Below are 18,628 nucleotides of genomic sequence, written 5' to 3'. Positions count from 1 at the left end.
CAGCAGCGGGCCAGGCGAGCGTGGCTTGAGGCCCGTCCCCACGCCCCACGGGCGGCCGGCCGGCGCGAATGGCAACCCCTGCTGCTGGCCTTTATGAGGTGCGCCGTGAATCGCGCGGGCCTCGAGAGGGCTGCCTCGGGAATGACGCGTCGCAACAGCCGGTAGACGATTCAACGCACCCACGAGGGGGGCAAGAGAGTCAACATGTCCTGTCCACAACCGCGTCCCACAGAGTTCCGCCTGCCCATGCGCGCGGAGTCCTTTTCCGTCGAGGACCACCGCAACGTGCACTGCCGCTTCTACGGCGGCTGCATCGACGTGGCGGTGCGCCAGGATTGGGACAGCTTCACCTGCGCCAAGTGTCCCATGTTCCAGCAGGACGCCGCGCCAGGCGCGGACCAGTACGCCTTCAACCAGCCCGCGGACTCGGGAAGACCCTAGCCCGGTGTGAAGGGCAGGCGACGTGCCGGCCCTCCACCCATGTGTGGAGGCCGGGACGAGGCAGGGGCCCTCCCGGGTTCTGTCCCACGGTGGTGGTGGGAGTCCGGACCCGCGTGCCGCTTCAAGCCCTTCTTCTCCGGTCTTCGCGAGCCTTCCGCATGCCTTATCGCCCCGTGGTCGTCCTGGCCGAGGATGATGGCCTCTTGAGAGAGGCGATGACCGAGGCCATGGAGCAGGAGGGCTACCGGGTCGTCGCTTGCGAGAACGGCTTCACCGCGCTGAGGGCCTTCTTCTCCGAGCCTCGCGTGGACGTGCTGGTGCTGGACTGGCTGCTTCCCGACATCGAGGGACAGGGGCTCATCCGGATGCTGCACGCGCAGCGCTCGCTGGTGGAGCTGCCCATCGTCCTGACGACGGGGTTGGACCTGGAGCTGCCCGCCTTCGAGGGCGCGGTGTGCCTGCTGCGCAAGCCCTTCGCCCCGGGAGAGCTGTCGCGAATCCTGCACAGCCTCACCCAGCCGGGCCTGCCTCCGGCCACCGTGGCGCCCCGCGACCAACGCGTGGCCTGACGCCCGCTTCCGCGCGCGCGACGCACGTCCCATCTTCCAGAGGCAGCGGGCCTGGCACCAGGCGCGCCTGTCCTCGTCATGCAAGAGCACCGCGTCACCACCTGGCTGGAGCTCCAGGACTCGCTGTTCGCCGACTCCTGGAATGAGACGCTGGGGCGTCACCGCTCCAACTTCGTCTTCCGGGGCATGCCCCACGTCGAGCATGACCTGTCCACCGCGCTCAACCGCCAGGGCATGTTCGTGCGCCAGGAGCGGGACTTGCTGCGCGCCTTCCGCAAGTACGCGCGCGGCACGCCTCGCGAGCCCCTGGACTCCGTCTGGGACTGGCTCGCCCTGGCCCAGCACCACGGCCTGCCCACGCGGATGCTCGACTGGACGTTCAGCCCCAACGTCGCGCTGCACTTCCTCACCGAGGACAGCGAGCTGGCGTGCGCGGACGGCGTGGTGTGGTGCGTGGACTACCGGGAGACCAATCGCCTTCTGCCCCGCGCGCTCAAGGCGCAGCTGCGCAAGGAGGGCGCGGACGTCTTCACGGGGGACATGCTGGCGGCGGCGGCCGGCTCCATGGCGGACCTGGACAGGCTGACCCGCGACCCCTTCGTGCTCTTCTTCGAGCCGCCGTCCCTGGACGCGCGCATCGTCAACCAGTTCGCGCTCTTCTCGGTGATGAACGGGCCGGACCTGCGCCTGGACACCTTCCTCGAGAAACAGAAGCGCGGGGTGCGCAAGCTCATCATCCCCGCGGCCCTCAAGTGGGAGGTGCGCGACAAGCTGGACCAGGCCAACGTCACCGAGCGCGTGCTCTTCCCCGGCCTGGACGGGCTGAGCCGCTGGCTGCGTCGCTACTACAGCCCGCGGCCCCGCTGAGGTCCGTCTCCTGACTCAGGCATGCGCGTGGACGTGAGGTCCCCGCACCATGTTGGGGTCCTGCAGGGTGCCGGCGTCGAGCAGCCCCCTGGCGCGCTCCTCGTCCGTCACCGCGCGGATGTCCTTCTCCCACTTGTTGCCGGCGGCGCCGAACAGGATGACGACGAAGAGGGCCACCAAGAAGATGAGCGTACCGAAGAGGGCTGCACCGAGCATGAGCATCGCCGGACCTCCTGGAAGGGGCCGCCAGGCTGCGACGGCCAGATGAAGTGCACCTCTCAAGGGTGTGTCTTCCCGCCTCGCGCCGCGACGCGCGCCGCGCCTTCACGTCCTCGCTCGCCTGCTCCCGACCAGAGCAGGCAGGCAGGTGGCTCGCCGTGACGCTCAGCCGCCGGCGGCCACGTACTGGCGCGGCAGGCTGAGCCAGAAGCAGGTGCCCTCCTCCGAGGAAGAGGAGACGCCCAGCAGGCCGCCATGGGCGCGCACGATTTCGTGGGTGATGTAGAGGCCCAGGCCCAGGCCGTTGCGCTGGGCGCTGCGCATGTCCTGGGCGCGCACGAAGGGGTCGAAGATGGAGGCCAGCCGCTCGGTGGGGATGGGCAGGCCCCAGTTGTGGACCTCCACGCGCACGCCGCCCTCGGTGTCGGCCACCATCACCCGCACGGCGGTGTCCTCGGGTGAGTACTGCACGGCGTTGCCCACCAGGTTCGACGCCGCCTGGGCGATGCGGTCCGCGTCCCAGTCGCCCCAGCCGTTGCCCATGAGGCTCAGCTCGAACTGGCGCCGGGGGTGCGCCACCTCCAGCTCCTCCACCACCTGGCGCAGCACCTCGTGCAGGTTCATCCGCGCGCGCTCCAGCACGTAGCCCGCGCCCAGGCGCGTGCGGGTGAAGTCCAGCAGGTCGTTGATCATCCGCGCCATGCGGTCCGCGGAGATGGAGATGCGGTTGATGGCCTTGCGCTGGGGCTCGCTCAGGCCGCCGTGGCGCAACAGCAGGGACGCGTTGCCGGAGATGGCCTGGAGCGGGTTGCGCAAGTCGTGCCCGAGGATGCCCAGGAACTGCTCGCGGAACACGGCCGTGCGGCGCGCGGCCTCCTCTCGCTTGAGGCCCTCCTCCACCCGCTTGCGCTCAATCGCATACCGCAGCGCGCGCACCAGCAGCGGGCCCGACACCTGGCCCTTCACCAGGTAGTCCTGCGCGCCTTCGTGCACCGCGCGCACCGCCAGTCGCTCGTCGTCCGTGCCGGTGAGCACGACGAGGGGCACGGACGGCGCGGCCTGGAGCAGGGGCGGGATGTTGCCCAGCCCGTGTCCGTCCGGCAGCGACAGGTCGAGCAGCACCGCGTCCACCTGGGTGTCGCCGCTCACCACGCGCACCGCGTCCGCCAGGCGCTCGACGTGGAGGACCTCGAAGTGCGTGGTGCTGACTTCGCGCAGTTCCTCCTGGAGCAGCCGCGCGTCGCCGGGGTTGTCCTCCACCAGCAGCAGGCGCAGGGGACGCTCGTTCGTGCCAATCTCACTCATGAAGACGCCTCGGACGACACCGCGGCTCCGGCCGGCGGCCAGGGCAGGGTGAACCAGAAGGTGCTCCCCTCCCCGGGCCGGGACTCGACGCCGATGCGCCCGCCCAGGCGCTCGACGATTTTCTTGCAGATGGCCAGCCCGATGCCCGTCCCCGGGAACGCCTCCTTGCCGTGCAGGCGCTGGAAGATGACGAAGATGCGCTCGAAGTCCTGCGCGTCGATGCCAATGCCCCAGTCCCGCACCGAGAAGCGGACCTCGGCGCCCTGCGCCTCCGCCGTCACCTCCACGCGCGGCGGCGAGTCGCCGTGGAACTTGAGCGCGTTGCCGATGAGGTTCTGGAACAGCTGCGCCAGCTGCGACTCGTCCGCGAGCACCGTCGGCAGCGGCCCCGCGCGGAAGTCGGCGCCGGACTCCTCCAGGGCCACCCGGAGGTTGGCCTTCGCCCGCTCCAGCGCGCGGTTGGCGTCCACGGGCCTGGGCTCGCGGCCCTGCGTCCCCACGCGCGAGTAGGCGAGCAGGTCCTGGATGAGCTGCTGCATGCGGGTGACGCCGTCCACCGCGTAGTGGATGAAGGTGTCGGCGTCCGCGTCCAGCCGGCCCTGGTAGCGCCGCGCGAGCAACTGCGTGTAGCTGGCCACCATGCGCAGCGGCTCCTGCAGGTCATGCGAGGCCACGTAGGCGAACTGCTGGAGCTCCTCGTTGGAGCGCGCGAGCTCCCGCGCGCGCAGCCGGAGCGACTCCTCCGCCCGGCGACGCTCCAGGCCCTGCGCGAGCGCGTCCGCCACCGTGGCCAGCACCGCCATCGCGTCCTCACCCAGCACGTTGCGACTGTAGAGCCCCATGACGCCCACGAGCTGGCCTCGCACCAGCAACGGGATTCCGGCGAACGAGCGCACCCCCGTCTCCCGCACCCAGGTCGGGTCCAGGACGCGCGCATCCTGCTCCATCTGGTCCACCCACACCTGTTCGCGCCTGCGGGCCACCTCCGCCACCAGGCTCTGGCCGTGCAGCGACACCCGGCCCCAGCGGTCGGGCGGCGGGGCGGAGGGGCCCGCGTTGCCCACCAGCTCCAGCATCGCCGCGGCGCGCGAGTACAACCACACCCGCGCCACCAGCGCGTCCAGGTGACGGGCCAGCGCCTCCGCGCAGGCCTGGAGGATTTCGCCGACGGTGCCCTCTCGCGCGAGCGCGCCGCTCACCTCCGCGCGCAGGGCCTCCAGGCGGCGAGCGCCCTGCTCCCGGTCCAACCGGCGCAGGCCCTCCTCCACGCGGCGCTGGGCGGTCATGTCCGTGTTGGTGCCCACCCACTCGCGCACGGCGCCGTCGGCGTTGAGCACGGGCACCGCCCGGACCATCGTCGGCGAGTACGTGCCGTCCGGACGCAGCAGGCGGTACTCCACTTCATAGGCGCGCACGTCCTTCACCGCCGCCCGCCAGGCGCGGGCGGCCGCCTCGCGGTCCTCCGGATGGACGGCGTCCAGCCATCCCCAGCCCCGCCACTGCTCGTACGTCTGTCCGGTGTAGTCGCGCCAGGAGGGGCTGTCCTCCTCGATGACGCCATCCGGGCGCGTCACCCACACCGCCTGGGCGGTGGCGGTGACGAGCGAGCGGAAGCGCTCCTCGGCCCGCCGCGCGTCGCTGAACAGGCGCGCGTTGTCCAGGGCCACGGCGGCCTGCGAGGCCACGGCCTCCACCAGCCGCGCGTGCTCCTCGCGGAAGCGCCCCGGCTCCTCGTGTCCGAAGAACAGCCCGCCGAGGATTTCGCCGGAGCGGCCCTTCACGGACACGGCGAGGTAGCTGCGCACCGGCAGGTGACCCTGGGGCATGCCGTGGAAGGGCTCGCTCTTGCCGTAGTCCGGGTGGCGCGTCACGTCGTCATAGAGGCGCGTGCCCTCGCCCCGGAACGTCGGGCCGAAGATGGCGGTGTTGCGCGGCATGGGCAGGGGGGAGAAGGCCCGCCGGGGCGCGCCGGACAGCGTGTAGAGCAGGTACGACTCGCCGCGCTCGTCCACGCGGTTCTCGAAGAAGGCGCCGAAGCCCGCGCCGGTGAGGGCCACCGTCTCGTCGGTGATGCGCTGGACGAGCACCCCCGGGTCCAGCTCCGAGGACAGCGAGGCGCTGATGCGCAGCAGCGTCTCCGCGGTGCGGCGCTCCTCCTGGCTGCGGCGCAGCGACTCCTCCGTCTCGCGGTGCAGGCGCGCGGTGTCCACCGACAGCGCGGCGCGCGAGGCGAGCTGCTCACCCAGCACCAGGTCCTCCGGGCCGAAGCGCCGGCCGGACTCCGCCGTCACCAGCGTGAGGGCGCCGAGGACCCGCCCTCGAGCCCGCAGCGGGACAATCACCGCCGAGCGCAGCCCCAGCTCCCGCAGGAAGCCCAGGTGCTCGGGGCTCCGGGCGCCGCCGACCAGCCCCTCCTCGGAGATGGACTCCAGCAACACGGGCGTGCCGGTGCGGATGACGGACAGCACGCCTCGCGGGTCGTCCTCGCGCGGCGGGTAGCGCTCGCGGAGGTCCTCGGCCAGCCGCACCCGGCTGGGGTCCACGTGGGCCACCGCCACCTGCCGCGTGAGGCCGGCCTCCTCCACCAGCTCCACGGCGCACCAGTCCGCCATGCGGGGGACCACCAGCCGCGCCAGCGACGCCAGCGTGCCTTCCAAATCCAACGCGGAGGAGGACAGGAGCGCGCCGGCCTCGGCGAGGAAGCGCATGGACTCCGAGGCGCGCTTCGGGTCCTCGATATCCGTCGTCGTGCCGAGCCACCGGAGGATGTGGCCGTCGGAGTCCCGCAGGGGGCTGGCGCGGCCCAGCATCCAGCGCCACGCCCCGTCATGACGCCGGCAGCGGAACTCCACCTCATAGGGCTCGCCGGTGCGCAGGGAGTGGGCCCAGCGCCTGCCGGCCTCCTTCAAGTCGTCCGGATGGAACACCTGCTGCCAGCCATCGCCGAGCGACTGCTCGGGCGTCAGCCCGGTGTACGCGTACCAGCGGCAGTTGAAATAGACGTGGTGCCCGTCGGGGCGGGTCATCCACACCAGCTGGGGCAGGCTCTCCAGGACCTGCCGGGAGAGCGCTCCCTGGAACAGCTCCTCCTGCGGCTCAGGCGCCTCGGCCGCCTGCTCCGGGCGGGGATGGGACGGGAACATGGTGCGCACATCAGCTCAACAGCCCGCACCCGCGCCACCCTTTCGGCACCGCGAGCTTTCCACCACCGGACAGTTGACCGGGAGGGGCGGACCGATGCTCCCGGGAGCTCCACCGGACCGGGGGTGTCCCGCCTACCCGCCGGGAAACCCTGACAACAACAGCCCTGGTCACTCCTGACATCCCCGCAACAGCGTCACAAAAGCCACAAACCGGCAGCCTTTGAGAGCTCTTGCGACTTCAAACAGAGCCATACGTTTCCATCACAGCACGTTCTTCCGTAGAGTCTGGATTCAGCGGGTGGGGCGGGCCGGGGGTGCAGTGACGTCGTGCCGGGGAGGGCCATGCGCTCGACATGTGAACCCAGTCATTCGAACAGACAATCTGGCCAGGCCCTGGTGGAGACGGCGTTCGTCATCCCCATGATGGTGTTCTTCGTCCTGGGCATCATCCAGCTGAGCCTGGTGCACCATGCCCGCCTGATGACGGAGTACGGCGCCTACCGCGCGGTGCGCTCGGGCATCGTCAACCATGGCGACTGCTCCATCATGACGAAGGCGGCCCTCACGTCATTGCTACCGACCCTGGGGCCCTTGAGGGGCAGCAACGGCCGGGTGGACACGTTGCCCCGGGCCATGGCGCACCATGCCGTGTTCTCCCAGGCCGATGTCAGCGGCCAATACTATCAGGCAGGCCCGCTGCCCTTGCTGAAGGTCGAGGTCGTCAACCCCAAGCGAAGCGAGCTGGATGGCTTGTTCGCCGCCTACGGCTCACACATGCAGGGGATGGAGATTGACTACGACGATGTCCGGGATGACCGCGTCATCGAAGCCAATCTGCTGTCGGTCAGGCTCGTCTATTTCTACGAGCTGCGAGTCCCCTTCGCGAACTGGCAGCTCCACAGCTTCTACATGGGGCGCGAGTACCTGGATGAGCTGAAGGGCCTCCAGTTCGAGACCCAGCGCGCGGGCGGTCGCTCCGCCACCGAGTATCTCGTGGAGCGCGGCGCCGCCAGGGACCGGACCCACCGGAGCCTCGCCAACCTCTCTCGCACGGGGCGGTACGTCATCCCCCTGACCGCGACCTGGACCATGCGCATGCAGTCCAATCTCTTCAACAACGGCCGGCGCGGACCGGCCCAGTGCGCCGTCGACGCCTGACCCTGACTGCCTGGCGGGAGATTCAGATGTTCTTCATTCTGCGAAGGCTGCGCCGCGACGAACGCGGGCAGGCCCTGGTCATCGGCTCCGTCACCATGCTCATCCTCGCCGTCAGCGTGATGGCCTCGGTGAGCATCGGCCATGGCGTCTATGAAAAGATAAAGCTCCAGGACGCGGCCGATGCCCAGGCCTACTCGTTCGCGGTGAAGGAGGCGCGGGCCTACAACTTCCTGGCGTACACCAACCGCGCCATGATTGTTCATTACTCGGCCATGCTCACGGTGATGTCCTACGTGAGCCACGCCATCTACCTGGACCGCACGGTGGGCGCGGCGGCCAGCGTCCTCAAGGTGGTTCCCGCAATCGGCGCGATATTCGCGGCGGTGGAACAGGCCATCAAACTCTGGAAGACAGTGGTGGAGACCGTCTCCCAGGTGCTCATCCCCTTCCTATCGGCGCTCAACGTCGCGTTCTGGCTCGCGCAGGAGGCCATGCTCTATGGCACCTTGTACGACCTCGTCATGTACAGGGACGACGTCAGGAAAACCGACCCCAAAGCCAAGCCTGGCTTCGACGTGGTCGGCGATCGAGGGAGCATCAACCTCGATTCGCTCTTCAGCAACCTCGACGTCAATCACTCCAATCTCAAGAACTTCCTCCACGCCATCGATGATGGGCCCCACAGCAGTCAGGCCAGCTTCAGCTCACTCGACCCCACCGGCCTCGTCAAACGCTCCAGGCTGCTTCGCTCCAACTCCCTCTCCGACCCCGACATGGCCAAGTACCGCCTGCTGATGGGCAACCTGGCCAATGGTGTCCGCCGTGAATGGACGGCCGTGGGTAAAGGCCCCGACCTCATCGGGCGAAGGTGGGACTTCAACCTCTGTCTCATCATTGGCCAACTGCGCATCGACAAGGTGGCGGACAGCCAAATCAAGAGCTTCGACGAAGAGTTCCAGAACAACCGCAAGGACCAGCTCTTCGCCTCGGACGACATCAAGATAGAGGCCCGGGCCGGCTGCTTTGGTCTCTTCGATTGGGAGACCCTCTTCGAGCTGCGCTTCCGCGCCGCGGCGGATGCCCAGCGGGGGTACCACCAGGAGTACGGCGGCAACAAAATCAGCCGGCACCACAACTGGGTAGGTCTGACCCCCTTCCTGACCTCGGACACGAGCTTCGTGAAGCCGTGGCAGAACCACTTCTCCTACCCCTGCAACGTCAGCGTCCTGACGAAGGACATGATGCCGAGCTCAGCGGACGGCGTGAACTCGGACACGCCGTTCCAGCTCCACAACCTCACCAGTTCCGGCTTCATGGAGGAGCGTTCCTCCAAGAAGTACAACGACGATGATGAGGGCGTGCGAGGCGGCTACCTCGACATGTCGTGGAACTTCGTGGGGGGATTCGACGACTCAACGCCTATCGGAGCCTCGGCCAAAGCGTTCCGCGAGAGGACGGGGGGAATGATGGCCATGGCGGTGGGTCGCGCCATCTATCACCGCCCCGGCGACTGGAAGGAAGAGCCCAACTTCTTCAATCCACTCTGGACGGCACGCCTGGCCCCCGCGAAGACCCACTGGGAGGAGCAGGCCATGAAGGACATCATTCCCGAGTGGAACATCAGCGCCAACGGCTTCAAGGATGCGCTCAATTACTGACGGAGGCGCCATGCACTCACGCTCGCGAACGACGAGGATGAGGACGACAGGTCGGCAGCGAGGGTCCGCGACCGTGGAGTTCGCCATCATCGCGCCCCTCCTCATCGTGATGGTCCTCTGGGCCCAATACTTCTGGGAGGTCCAGCACGTCCGACTCAAGGCCGCCGAGCTCGCCCGCTTCGTCGCGTTCGAGCGCACCGTCCGCCCGAACATCCACCGCATCGCCGTCGAGGCGCATGAGCGCTACAAGGACCTTGATGGCTCCACGAAGACGGGGGACCTGGAGACAGGGGCGAGCTTCCGCAATCGCCTCACCCTCACCGTGAAAGGCACCGATACCGAAGCCCCCCTCACCGAGGTCTCCATGGGAGAACGCGGTGGACTTGGAGGCGCGATGGGACTGGTGGGAGGTGCCCTCTCCGCCCTGGGCTCCACGCCCGCCGACCTCGCGCAAGACATGGGGCTGGATACGCGCCGGGGCGCGGTCTCCGTGGACATCAAGGTCAACATCGAGAACGGCATCCTTCCCCACCAGATTGCGTTCTTCACCACCTCCCCCGAGGACACATCCCAGCTGAACCTCGAGTTCAACGAGCGCTTCAACGTCTTCCATGACACCTGGCGGGCGTGGGGCTACGGCGATGACCCCAAAGACAGCTATGCGCGCGTCCAGCAGATCACCCACGACCGGGCCACCGGCATCATCTACAAGGGCGCCACTGGCGGCGACGCGGGGGGAGCGCTGAACTCCATCGGCGATGTGCTGCAAGTGCTCGGGCTCGACTTCCCCTTCACGAGCGATTACGTCCGCGACTCCGTCCTCATCACCCAGGTGGGCACGAGCGGGAGAACGTTCCGCAAGGGGTCTCGCATCCCCACGCGAACAGTCCCCGGCGACGCGCTCCAGGCGTACTACTGGACGAGCGACTCGGACTACTGCTTCGGCAACTGCGAACCCACGCGCGTCCTCTACAAGCGAGGAACCCGAACCAGCCAGGGCTACGACGACAACTGGCCCATGCGCTCCTACAACTGCCGGGGCAACTTCTTCCAGGGCGCGGCCATCTCCAACCGCCCGGAGTCCGAGTACTCGGACCCCCACACCTCCGACATCGACCGGCTTTCCTATCACTTCTATGGAGACAGGGCGTGCAAGTAGCGATGAGGTCTCGACCCAGCCCCTGGCATGAAGGGGGCAGGAAGGCATGAGCCGATTCAAGGACCGGACGGGAGGGCTCATCCGCGTGTTCGGCCTGGGAGGCCTGGGGCTGTTGTTGGCGCTCGCGGTGACGCTGCGCGAGCCGCCGCCTCCGCCCCCCGAGGCCGAGCCCACGCCGGAGCCGCCTGTCTCGCCCCCGTCTGTCGCCAGGCCCATGACAGCGCGCTTTCAGGGAGCGTTCCCCAGCTACCCACAGTCCACGACCATTCCCATGGGGCGCATGGAGGCCAATGGGAATCCGATGGAGATGGCCTATTTCGAGACGACCAGCCCGCCTGGAGAGGTGCTCGAGTTCTACGCCCGCGAGTTCCGACGACGGGGCCATCGCACCAACCACAAGGCAGACGGCCCGAACGCCGGGGCCGTCAGCTACTACGACGCCAGACTGGGCGCGCTGGTCTCCGTCACGGCCGTGGGCACGGGGGACAAGAAGCCCCGGACCCAGGTCTTCCCCTCCATCGTCGAGACGCCCGAAGGCGTTCACCTTCAAGCCCGCGTGCCGGAGACCCTGCCAAGAGCGCCGGGTGCCACCACGGTGCTGCGCGTCGATGACCTCAACCCAGGGCCTTCTGAAGGCAGCATCACCGTGACTGAAATCGCCCAGGGCACGCCGGGCACGCTCGCGGAGTTCTATCGGCGGGAGCTCGGGCAGCGGGGCTTCACCCAGGTCGAAGCACGCTCCGCCAGGCATGGCGTGGAAGTGCTTGGCTTCACGCGTCCTGGGGAGCGGCTCTCCCTCTCCCTCTCTCCCGTCCAGAAGGACGGGTCGCCCGAAACACTTGCCACCGTGGTCCTCGAGCAGGCCACTTCCCCGGAGGGTCACCCATGAACGGATGGATGTCGTTGGCTTACCGTTGGCTCCGACGGCCTCGCTCTCGCGGACAGGCGGCGGCGGAGTTCTCGCTCCTGCTCCTGGGGTTACTGGTCAGCGGCAGCGCCTTCCTGGCGTTCGCCCCCGACCTGCTGGCCATCTTCACCGTCTATGTAGCGGGCTTCTATCTCGTCCTCGGCTACCCGCTGGGCTGACCCCCGCGACACTCACTGCCCTGGCAGCCGGGGAATGGCGATGGGGACGGTATCCAGCGAGGGCCGGGCCCCCGTCCCCGAAGCACGCGCCACCCAGGCGCCCTCCTCGGTGACGACCGAGGCCACCCCGACGAGTGGAACCCTGCTTGTGTCCACCACGACCACCGGCTTGCCACGCTCCCGTTGGAAGGTGCGCTCACGGGCCTTTCCGGCGAAGGGGCCACGCACCGAGATGTCCTTCTCTCCCTTCAACTCCCCGCGCAGCTCGGGCGAGTCAGCCTCCAGGTCCACGGGGATGGAGATGGGGGCATGAGGCGCCACGGAGACCGCCAGTCGCTCGACGAAGGGACGGTTAACCCCCACCAGCCAGACCACCACGAGCATGCGCGGAGTCGTCTCATGGTCCAACTCGACCTGATAGAGCGAGGTGCCGTCCTCGCGGACCGTCTCGCCCACCAACGCGACGCGCACCCGAAAGGCACCCTGGCGCGTCGTCAGCTCATACTCGACCCACTGCCCCACCACGGGTTGGAACTGGCCATAGAGCAACGGCGCGGGAACCAGGGCCCGCGCCTCCGCTCGGCGCGAAGGGTCCACGGCAACCCCTCCGTCACCTGGTGGCGGCACCGCTGGACTCATGGCCCCGGAAGGCGCCACCACGGCGGGAGGAGCGACCGGCGGCTGCTTCTCCACGGCGGTGGGGGCACGCGATGAAGCCTCCACGAGGGGCTCTGGCGTTGAACGAGCGGAAGAGCTGGATTCTGGATTGGAGCAGGCCAGGAGCAGCAAGGGCATTGCTCGCACAGCGCTCAGCGAACGAGGCATGGAAGAACTCTAACAAAAAGGCGTCCCGGGAAAGGGATGCACGCGTCAGGGATTGAAACCTCACATGACCAGAACCGGATGGGCAGTCGTCGCGCTGATGCTGTGCCTCGCGGTCCGCGGGGCCCATGCGCAGACTCCTCCCTTGGATGGAATGCTGGAGCTCCCCCTCGTCGTGCGAACCGGGGGCTGGGCCCGCTATGTGGGAACCTCTTCGGAAGGGCCCACCCGCTTCGTCATCAAGGTCGGTGCTCCGGGCCGCCATGGAGCCCGGAGTGGCCGCTGGTTCCACCTACAGCTCGAGGTTCCCTCCCTGGGCCTCATCGCCTTCGACTTCCTCGTTGAAGGAGAGCGCTTCGGAGCACAGGGCGTCATTCTCTTGAGAGTCACCGTCCCAGGACAGCCTCCTCGCGAGCATCCCAATGCCTTCGCCAAGGCCGCCTCTTCCCAACGTCAGCCCCGCTTCCTCCAGAAGTCGACGGAGACCATCGCGGGCAAGACCGTGGAGATAATGGAGTACTCCTTCTCCGGAGGCCTCACCGCCGAGTGGTCCTCCGCCGTGCCCGGCCTGGGCCTGGTGCGCATGGGCGGAGAGAATCCCTTCCACCTCGTCGACTTCGGCGTGGGTGGAGACCCGTGGAAGGAGAGGACCACGCCCGCCATGTTCCCCGCGCCACCGCCCAAGAAGTAGGCCTCAGCGCCCGGGCATGCGCGACGACAATCCCATCTTCAGCAGCCGCCCTCGCACGCCGTCCACCGCGTCGTGCGCGAGCCTCGCCTCCAGACGCAGCGACTCACCCCGCCCCGCCCGCAGCACCGTGCGCGGCGGCTCCCCGTCAACCTTCTGGAGCGAGAACCACTCCAGCTCCGAGAAGCGCGTGCGCCGCCCCAGCGGGTCGATGAAGCCCTCTCCAGACAGGAACAGCCCCGGCACCAGGTGCAAACCAATGGCGCCCAGCCACACCGCCAACCCCAGACAGAAGCTCCCCAGCGCCGGCCGCGCCTCGGAGTACACCAGGTGCACGCCCAGCAGCGTCAGCAAGCCCATCCCCGCGAGCACTTGCAAATAGGTCCCTACCCGCGCCCGCGAGCCCAGCACGACGAGTGAGCGCGCTCGCAAGAGAGACACCAGCGCCACGAGCGACAGCAAGGCCTGTCCACAAGAGGCCACCGCCACCGCCAGGGCCAGCATCCCCCGGCGCCCGCCAAGCGCCTGGGACTCCTGGACGAGCCACACCGCGCAGGCGCTGAAGAACCCCACCGCCAGGACATGGAATGCGACGATGGACACGGGCAGCGCGGTTGCTTTCATCGGTGCCCGCCAGCGCATCACATCCGAGAGGATTTGGGGAGGGCCCCTCCTTCAGCGGGCCCGCCGCCGCCGGGAGGCCACGGGCACCGACGTGGCGACGACGAGCTGCCGGTACTGCCGGGGACTCAACCCCGTGACCTGCTTGAACTGGCGCGACAGCGCGCTCTGGTCACAGAAGCCCACCGCGAGGGCAATGGCGGCGATGGGCTGCTCATCCTCCACCAGCCGCGCCGCCGCCGCGTCGATGCGCGTCTTCATGATGAACTGCCCGGCGGACATCTGGAAGATGCGCCGCATCCGCCGCTCGAACTGCGCCGCGGACATGCCCGCCCGGCGCGCCAGCGAGTCGATGCGCAGCCGCTCTCCATAATTCGCCTGGATGTGGTCGATGGTCCCCGCGAAGCGCTCGTCCACCAGCCCCGCGCGTCCCGGCTCGTGCACGTCCTTGGACAGACACGCCAACCCCATCACCTCGCCCGTCTCATCGAACAGCGGCACCTTGCTCGTCAGACACCAGCCCGGCTCGCGGTTGTTGAACAACGTCAGGTCCAGGTTGTCCACCAGCGCCCGGCCCGTCCGGAACACCTTCTCGTCCTGTCGCACATAGCGGTCCGCCATGTGCTGGGGAAACAGCTCGTGCGCGGTGCGCCCCACCGCCGCCGCCTTGCTCTTCAGGCCACAGCGCTCCGCGCACGCCTCGCTGATGCACACGTAGCGCCCCCGGATGTCCTTCACCGAGAAGACGATGTCCGGCACCCGGTCGAACAGCTCCTCCGCGAACAGCGGATTGGCCACCCGCCCCATGAAGCCCATCCGCCAGTGCTCCAAGGTTTCACGCGCTTTGGTGGTTTCCATTCGTCCCCACAAGGGAAAGACACAAGAACGTCAGACGTGCTCACGAATACCTTGAACACCACGTGAAACCTACGTCGGTGTCACTCGGAAACGGACGACACCGTGCATCAAGCCCCCACCCCGAGGAGCACGAAGCCATGCGCGGTCCAATCACGGATTGGTGTCGCTGTCACATCGTCCTCGCCATCTGTTGTCTCACGCTACTCGCACCCGGAGCGGACGCCCGCCCTGGAGGTCCCCCGCCGGCCGAGCCCGCCCAGCGCGTCCACGGGCTGGAGCACGCGCACCAACGCATCCAGCCCGACGAGCGCCAGCCCGACGTCTCCCCGGAGCAGCTGCGCCAGGCCCTCACGCCACCCGCGCCGAAGCGGGCGCTGCTGGCGTGTGACACCGCGGCCTTCGGGTCGGCCACGGGCACGGCGCTCGTGACGCTGGTGAAGGGCTCCACGATGGAGTGCATCAACACGCTGTTCAGCGTCACGGGCACGCTCGCCCGGCAGGTGTTCATCGAGAGCAAGATGGTCACCATCGCCAACGCGCTCACTCCCAATGCGCAGGCCTATGTGGGGAACAACAGCGGGCAGACGCTCCAGCTCATCCAGTTCCTGCGCGCGGGGTACTACGTGCGGTACTACGCCCCGGACGTCGTGGGCGCCTACGGCACGGCGCTGGCCAACGCCATCCGCCCGGCCCTGGCCGCCTTCGTGGCCAACAGTCACTTCGGGGACGTCAATGACGCGCACGGCGCCGTGCTGATTGAGTTCGTCACGCTCATCGACAGCGCGGGGGAGAACGCGCGGCACCTGGGCACCTTCAAGGGGCTGCTGGACCGCTTCAACGACACCGCCGCGGCCTCCTGGTACATGCGCGGCGCCACCAACAACGTCTTCGTGGGCCTGTTCCGGGGACACTACAACGACGACTTCGTGCCGGCCGTGCAGGCGGACTCGTCCATCATCGACTCGCTGGACTCCTTCGGCCTGCGCACCGAGCACCTGCTGGGCACCGACAACCAGTACCTCACCGTCAACGCCGCGCGCGAGCTGGCGCGGTTCCTCCAGTACCCGGGGGCGCTGCAGACGAAGGCGCGCCCCAAGGTGAGGACGCTCATCACCAGCCACTCGATGACGGGCCCCACGGCGGGCGTCTGGGTGGGCGCGGCGGAGATGGCCGACTACTACGACGGCGCCAACTGCGCGTACTACGGCATCTGCGACTTCCGCCGCGCGCTGGAGCAGGCGGTGCTCCGCGTGACGCACAACTGCGGCGCCACGCTGAAGATGCGCGTGCAGGACATGACGGCCACGCAGCTCACGCAGAGCTGCGGCCAGCTGGCCACGCAGGAGTCCTACTTCCACGACAAGCTGAAGACGGGCCGCCTCCCCGTCGCCAGCGACAACAACACGTCGCTGGAGATGGTCATCTTCGACAGCAGCCTGGACTACCAGACGTATGCCGGCGCCCTGTTCGGCATCGACACCAACAACGGTGGCATGTACCTGGAGGGAGACCCGGCGGCGTCCGGCAACCAGGCCCGCTTCATCGCCTACGAGGCGGAGTGGCTGCGGCCCGCGTTCGAAATCTGGAACCTGCGCCACGAGTACGTCCACTACCTGGATGGCCGCTTCAACCTGAAGGGCGACTTCGGCGCCAGCATCAGCCAGCCCACCATCTGGTGGATTGAGGGCCTGGCCGAGTACGTGTCCAAGAAGGACGTCAACGCGGACGCGGTGACGCGGGGCACGAGCAAGAGCTACCAGCTCAGCCAGATTCTGCGCAACGACTACAACAGCGGCACCGAGCGCGTGTACTCCTGGGGCTATCTCGCGGTGCGCTTCATGTTCGAGCGCCACTCGGGTCAGGTGGACACCTTCGTCGGCCAGTTCCGCGCGGGGAACTACAGCGCCTATCGAACGTCCCTGGACGCCCTGGGCACGGCGAACGACACGGAGTTCCACCAGTGGCTTGATTGCATCGCCACCGCGACCGACCCGAGCACCTGCGCGAATCCCGGGCCGGGTCCTGGCCCAGGCACCAGCACGCCGTGCACGGGCGCGGACACGCGGATGCTGGGCAACAACTGCTACCGGGGTCCTCTGTCCGGTGGCGAGGCCCTGCAGTACTTCTACCTCTGGGTGCCCGCCGGTGCGCGCAACCTGCGCTTCCAGCTGAGCGGCGGCACGGGCAACGCGGACCTCTATGTCCGCGCCAGCACGTGGCCCTCGACGACGGCGTATGACTTCCGGCCCTACCTGTCCGGCAACGACGAGGTGGTGGACATCCCCTCGCCGGTGGGTGGCAGCTACTACTACGCCATGGTGAAGGGCCGCGCGTCGTTCGCGAACGTGAAGCTGGAGTCCCGCTTCGACACGACGCCGTGAAGCAAGGGAGTGGCTCCCGGGTGGAGACGAGGCCACCTGGGAGTCACTCCCGCTTCAGCACACCGTCCACCGTGCGCCAGAGGCCCAGGGGGTTCGCCTCGCGAAGCTCCAGCGGGAGCAGCGCGTCCGGCACGTCCTGGTAGCAGACCGGGCGGACGAAGCGGCGGATGGCGCCCGTGCCCACGGCGGTGAAGCGTCCATCCGAGCTGGCTGGAAAGGGACCGCCATGCACCATCGCCGGGCAGACCTCCACGCCCGTGGGGACACCGTTCATCAGCACGCGCCCCACGCGGTCCGCCAACGTAGGGAGCAGCTCGGAGGCCAGCTCCGTGTCTCCCGCGTCCATCATCACCGTGGCGGTGAGCTGGCCTTCCAGTCGCGAGGCCACGCGCACCAGCTCCGCCGCGTCACGCGCCACGGTCAGCACCGCGCAGCTTCCGAACACCTCCTCCGTGAGCTCACCCTCGGCGAGCACCACCTGTGCCTCCGCCTCGAAGAGCGCGGGAGCCCCGAGCGCGGCCTTCGACTCGCCGCGTGCATGCGTCCGGGTGTCGGCGCGGGCAGCGAGCCGGCTCACGCCCTCGCGGAAGCGCTCGGCGATGGTGGGCGTCAACATGGGCGCGGCAGGAGCGGCGCCCAGCTTCTCGGAGAGCCTCGCGCGGAAGGCCTCGTACCCGGGCCCCTCCACCGCCACGAGCAACCCGGGCGAGGTGCAGAACTGGCCCGCGCCCTGGAGGATGGACGCGGCCAGCGCGTCCGCCATCGCCTGCGGACGGGCAGCCAGGGCTTCCGGCAGGAGGAAGATGGGGTTGATGGAGCCCATCTCCGCGAACACGGGAATGGGCACGGGCCGGGCGGCGGCCAGCGCCATCAACGCGCGACCTCCACCGCGAGAGCCCGTGAAGCCGACGGCGCGGATTGCGGGGTGACGCACCAGGGAGGCACCCACCTCCGTGCCCGCGTCGAACAGGAGCGAGAACACGCCTTCGTGCAGTCCACACGCCGCCACGGCCGCGCGGATGGCCAGGCCCGCGCGCTCGGACGTCGCGGGGTGCGCGGGATGGGCCTTGGCGACGACAGGGCACCCGGCGGCCAGCGCGGACGCGGTGTCACCTCCCGCGACGGAGAACGCGAGCGGGAAGTTGCTCGCACCGAACACGGCCACCGGCCCCACGGGGCGCAGCAGCGAGCGCAGGTCCGGACGCGGCAGCGGGCGACGCTCGGGCAGGGCGCGGTCGATGCGCGCATCCACCCAGCTCCCCTCTTCCAGCAGCCGGGCGAACTGGCGGAACTGTCCGGCCGCGCGACCCAACTCCCCCTGGATGCGCGCGGGGGGCAGGCCGGTCTCCTTCGGCGTCACGGCGAGGAAGTCCGCCTCCGCAGCCAGGAGCGCCTCCGCGATGTGCTCCAGGAACACGGCGCGCTGGCGAGAGGACAGGGCCGCGAGCGAGGGCGCGGCCTGCTCCGCGAGCGAACAGGCGCGCTCCACCTCCTGGGGCTGCGCGCCGTGGAAGCGCGGCTCCAGCGCCACGCCCTCCGCGGGGTTCCAGCCGGTGAACGTCGGCCCACCGGGCGCTCCGCGTTCGGCGCCAATCAACGACAGTCCCATCCAGCTCATACGGCGACCTCACTCCGGGAGGGGCGCAACGCCCC

At 68.8% G+C, this 18,628-nt stretch carries 17 protein-coding genes; 10 read left to right on the top strand and 7 right to left on the bottom strand.

The annotated features are described in order from the left end of the window. Window positions 1-204 precede the first annotated feature (204 nt). From LZ199_RS43625 to LZ199_RS43615, 3 genes are all read left to right on the top strand, one after another. Window positions 205-441 (top strand): hypothetical protein, encoded by a 237-nt coding sequence (locus LZ199_RS43625; RefSeq protein ID WP_163863103.1) that lies wholly within the window; start codon window positions 205-207, stop codon window positions 439-441. A gap of 158 nt (window positions 442-599) precedes the next feature. Then, window positions 600-1,010 (top strand): response regulator transcription factor, encoded by a 411-nt coding sequence (locus tag LZ199_RS43620; protein ID WP_253999751.1) that lies wholly within the window; start codon window positions 600-602, stop codon window positions 1,008-1,010. Between the two features lie 78 nt (window positions 1,011-1,088). Then, window positions 1,089-1,877: an FRG domain-containing protein gene (locus LZ199_RS43615; RefSeq protein ID WP_253999750.1), complete on the top strand. Its 789-nt coding sequence runs from the start codon at window positions 1,089-1,091 to the stop codon at window positions 1,875-1,877. 15 nt (window positions 1,878-1,892) lie between these two features. Here the strand turns inward: LZ199_RS43615 and LZ199_RS43610 are convergent, their stop codons facing one another. The 3 genes from LZ199_RS43610 to LZ199_RS43600 all read right to left on the bottom strand — a co-directional run bounded on the left by LZ199_RS43610 (window position 1,893) and on the right by LZ199_RS43600 (window position 6,544). Beyond that, window positions 1,893-2,099 (bottom strand): hypothetical protein, encoded by a 207-nt coding sequence (locus LZ199_RS43610; RefSeq protein WP_253999749.1) that lies wholly within the window; start codon window positions 2,097-2,099, stop codon window positions 1,893-1,895. 162 nt (window positions 2,100-2,261) lie between these two features. Beyond that, a complete protein-coding gene (locus LZ199_RS43605) occupies window positions 2,262-3,401 on the bottom strand; it encodes an ATP-binding response regulator (RefSeq protein WP_253999748.1) in 1,140 nt (379 codons plus the stop codon). Then, window positions 3,398-6,544 carry a GAF domain-containing protein gene (locus LZ199_RS43600; protein ID WP_253999769.1) on the bottom strand — a complete coding sequence of 1,049 codons (3,147 nt, stop codon included), beginning with the start codon at window positions 6,542-6,544 and terminating at the stop codon, window positions 3,398-3,400. The genes LZ199_RS43605 and LZ199_RS43600 overlap by 4 nt, the downstream gene beginning before the upstream one ends. A gap of 342 nt (window positions 6,545-6,886) precedes the next feature. Between LZ199_RS43600 and LZ199_RS43595 the strand changes: the two genes are divergently transcribed. Genes LZ199_RS43595 through LZ199_RS43575 form a run of 5 tightly spaced genes read left to right on the top strand, consistent with a single transcriptional unit; the run spans window position 6,887 to window position 11,605 of the window. Next, window positions 6,887-7,702, top strand: a complete 816-nt coding sequence (locus LZ199_RS43595) for a TadE/TadG family type IV pilus assembly protein (protein ID WP_253999747.1) — start codon at window positions 6,887-6,889, stop codon at window positions 7,700-7,702. 26 nt (window positions 7,703-7,728) lie between these two features. Beyond that, window positions 7,729-9,360, top strand: a complete 1,632-nt coding sequence (locus LZ199_RS43590; protein ID WP_253999746.1) for a TadE/TadG family type IV pilus assembly protein — start codon at window positions 7,729-7,731, stop codon at window positions 9,358-9,360. Further along, the gene (locus LZ199_RS43585) at window positions 9,344-10,519 is read left to right on the top strand and encodes a TadE family protein (protein WP_407667346.1); all 1,176 of its coding nucleotides are present in this window, start codon (window positions 9,344-9,346) and stop codon (window positions 10,517-10,519) included. The genes LZ199_RS43590 and LZ199_RS43585 overlap by 17 nt, the downstream gene beginning before the upstream one ends. A 46-nt stretch (window positions 10,520-10,565) precedes the next feature. After that, window positions 10,566-11,408 (top strand): hypothetical protein, encoded by an 843-nt coding sequence (locus LZ199_RS43580; RefSeq protein ID WP_253999744.1) that lies wholly within the window; start codon window positions 10,566-10,568, stop codon window positions 11,406-11,408. An 8-nt stretch (window positions 11,409-11,416) separates the two neighbouring features. Continuing rightward, window positions 11,417-11,605 (top strand): hypothetical protein, encoded by a 189-nt coding sequence (locus LZ199_RS43575; protein ID WP_253999743.1) that lies wholly within the window; start codon window positions 11,417-11,419, stop codon window positions 11,603-11,605. A gap of 12 nt (window positions 11,606-11,617) precedes the next feature. Here LZ199_RS43575 and LZ199_RS43570 read toward each other — a convergent pair whose 3' ends face one another. After that, a complete protein-coding gene (locus LZ199_RS43570) occupies window positions 11,618-12,202 on the bottom strand; it encodes a hypothetical protein (protein ID WP_253999742.1) in 585 nt (194 codons plus the stop codon). Window positions 12,203-12,494: 292 nt separating this feature from the next. Here LZ199_RS43570 and LZ199_RS43565 point away from each other — a divergent pair, with 292 nt between their 5' ends. Next, a complete protein-coding gene (locus LZ199_RS43565; RefSeq protein ID WP_253999741.1) occupies window positions 12,495-13,118 on the top strand; it encodes a hypothetical protein in 624 nt (207 codons plus the stop codon). A 3-nt stretch (window positions 13,119-13,121) separates the two neighbouring features. Here LZ199_RS43565 and LZ199_RS43560 read toward each other — a convergent pair whose 3' ends face one another. Both LZ199_RS43560 and LZ199_RS43555 read right to left on the bottom strand, forming a co-directional pair. Continuing rightward, window positions 13,122-13,739 carry a hypothetical protein gene (locus LZ199_RS43560; protein ID WP_253999740.1) on the bottom strand — a complete coding sequence of 206 codons (618 nt, stop codon included), beginning with the start codon at window positions 13,737-13,739 and terminating at the stop codon, window positions 13,122-13,124. Window positions 13,740-13,790: 51 nt separating this feature from the next. After that, entirely contained in the window at window positions 13,791-14,594 is an 804-nt protein-coding gene (locus LZ199_RS43555; RefSeq protein WP_253999739.1) for an AraC family transcriptional regulator, read from the bottom strand. 137 nt (window positions 14,595-14,731) lie between these two features. Between LZ199_RS43555 and LZ199_RS43550 the strand changes: the two genes are divergently transcribed. Beyond that, window positions 14,732-16,975: a M9 family metallopeptidase gene (locus LZ199_RS43550; RefSeq protein WP_253999738.1), complete on the top strand. Its 2,244-nt coding sequence runs from the start codon at window positions 14,732-14,734 to the stop codon at window positions 16,973-16,975. Window positions 16,976-17,018: 43 nt separating this feature from the next. Here LZ199_RS43550 and LZ199_RS43545 read toward each other — a convergent pair whose 3' ends face one another. Then, on the bottom strand, window positions 17,019-18,593 hold the full coding sequence (locus LZ199_RS43545; RefSeq protein WP_253999737.1) for an aldehyde dehydrogenase (NADP(+)): 1,575 nt from the start codon (window positions 18,591-18,593) through the stop codon (window positions 17,019-17,021). Window positions 18,594-18,628: the final 35 nt, after the last annotated feature.

Origin of the sequence: Myxococcus qinghaiensis (assembly GCF_024198215.1) — a bacterium.
GTDB classification, from domain to species: Bacteria; Myxococcota; Myxococcia; order Myxococcales; family Myxococcaceae; genus Myxococcus; species Myxococcus qinghaiensis.
This window is presented reverse-complemented; position numbering and strand designations above follow the sequence as displayed.

Bases quoted from the DNA above. Each gene is read 5' to 3' on its own strand.
- LZ199_RS43585 (WP_407667346.1), top strand. From the start codon at position 9,344: ATGCGCTCAATTACTGACGGAGGCGCCATGCACTCACGCTCGCGAACG.
- LZ199_RS43625 (WP_163863103.1), top strand. From the start codon at position 205: ATGTCCTGTCCACAACCGCGTCCCACAGAGTTCCGCCTGCCCATGCGC.
- LZ199_RS43605 (WP_253999748.1), bottom strand. From the start codon at position 3,401: ATGAGTGAGATTGGCACGAACGAGCGTCCCCTGCGCCTGCTGCTGGTG.
- LZ199_RS43590 (WP_253999746.1), top strand. From the start codon at position 7,729: ATGTTCTTCATTCTGCGAAGGCTGCGCCGCGACGAACGCGGGCAGGCC.
- LZ199_RS43560 (WP_253999740.1), bottom strand. From the start codon at position 13,739: ATGAAAGCAACCGCGCTGCCCGTGTCCATCGTCGCATTCCATGTCCTG.
- LZ199_RS43565 (WP_253999741.1), top strand. From the start codon at position 12,495: ATGACCAGAACCGGATGGGCAGTCGTCGCGCTGATGCTGTGCCTCGCG.
- LZ199_RS43615 (WP_253999750.1), top strand. From the start codon at position 1,089: ATGCAAGAGCACCGCGTCACCACCTGGCTGGAGCTCCAGGACTCGCTG.
- LZ199_RS43620 (WP_253999751.1), top strand. From the start codon at position 600: ATGCCTTATCGCCCCGTGGTCGTCCTGGCCGAGGATGATGGCCTCTTG.
- LZ199_RS43580 (WP_253999744.1), top strand. From the start codon at position 10,566: ATGAGCCGATTCAAGGACCGGACGGGAGGGCTCATCCGCGTGTTCGGC.
- LZ199_RS43575 (WP_253999743.1), top strand. From the start codon at position 11,417: ATGTCGTTGGCTTACCGTTGGCTCCGACGGCCTCGCTCTCGCGGACAG.
- LZ199_RS43595 (WP_253999747.1), top strand. From the start codon at position 6,887: ATGCGCTCGACATGTGAACCCAGTCATTCGAACAGACAATCTGGCCAG.
- LZ199_RS43555 (WP_253999739.1), bottom strand. From the start codon at position 14,594: ATGGAAACCACCAAAGCGCGTGAAACCTTGGAGCACTGGCGGATGGGC.
- LZ199_RS43545 (WP_253999737.1), bottom strand. From the start codon at position 18,593: ATGAGCTGGATGGGACTGTCGTTGATTGGCGCCGAACGCGGAGCGCCC.
- LZ199_RS43550 (WP_253999738.1), top strand. From the start codon at position 14,732: ATGCGCGGTCCAATCACGGATTGGTGTCGCTGTCACATCGTCCTCGCC.
- LZ199_RS43610 (WP_253999749.1), bottom strand. From the start codon at position 2,099: ATGCTCATGCTCGGTGCAGCCCTCTTCGGTACGCTCATCTTCTTGGTG.
- LZ199_RS43600 (WP_253999769.1), bottom strand. From the start codon at position 6,544: ATGTTCCCGTCCCATCCCCGCCCGGAGCAGGCGGCCGAGGCGCCTGAG.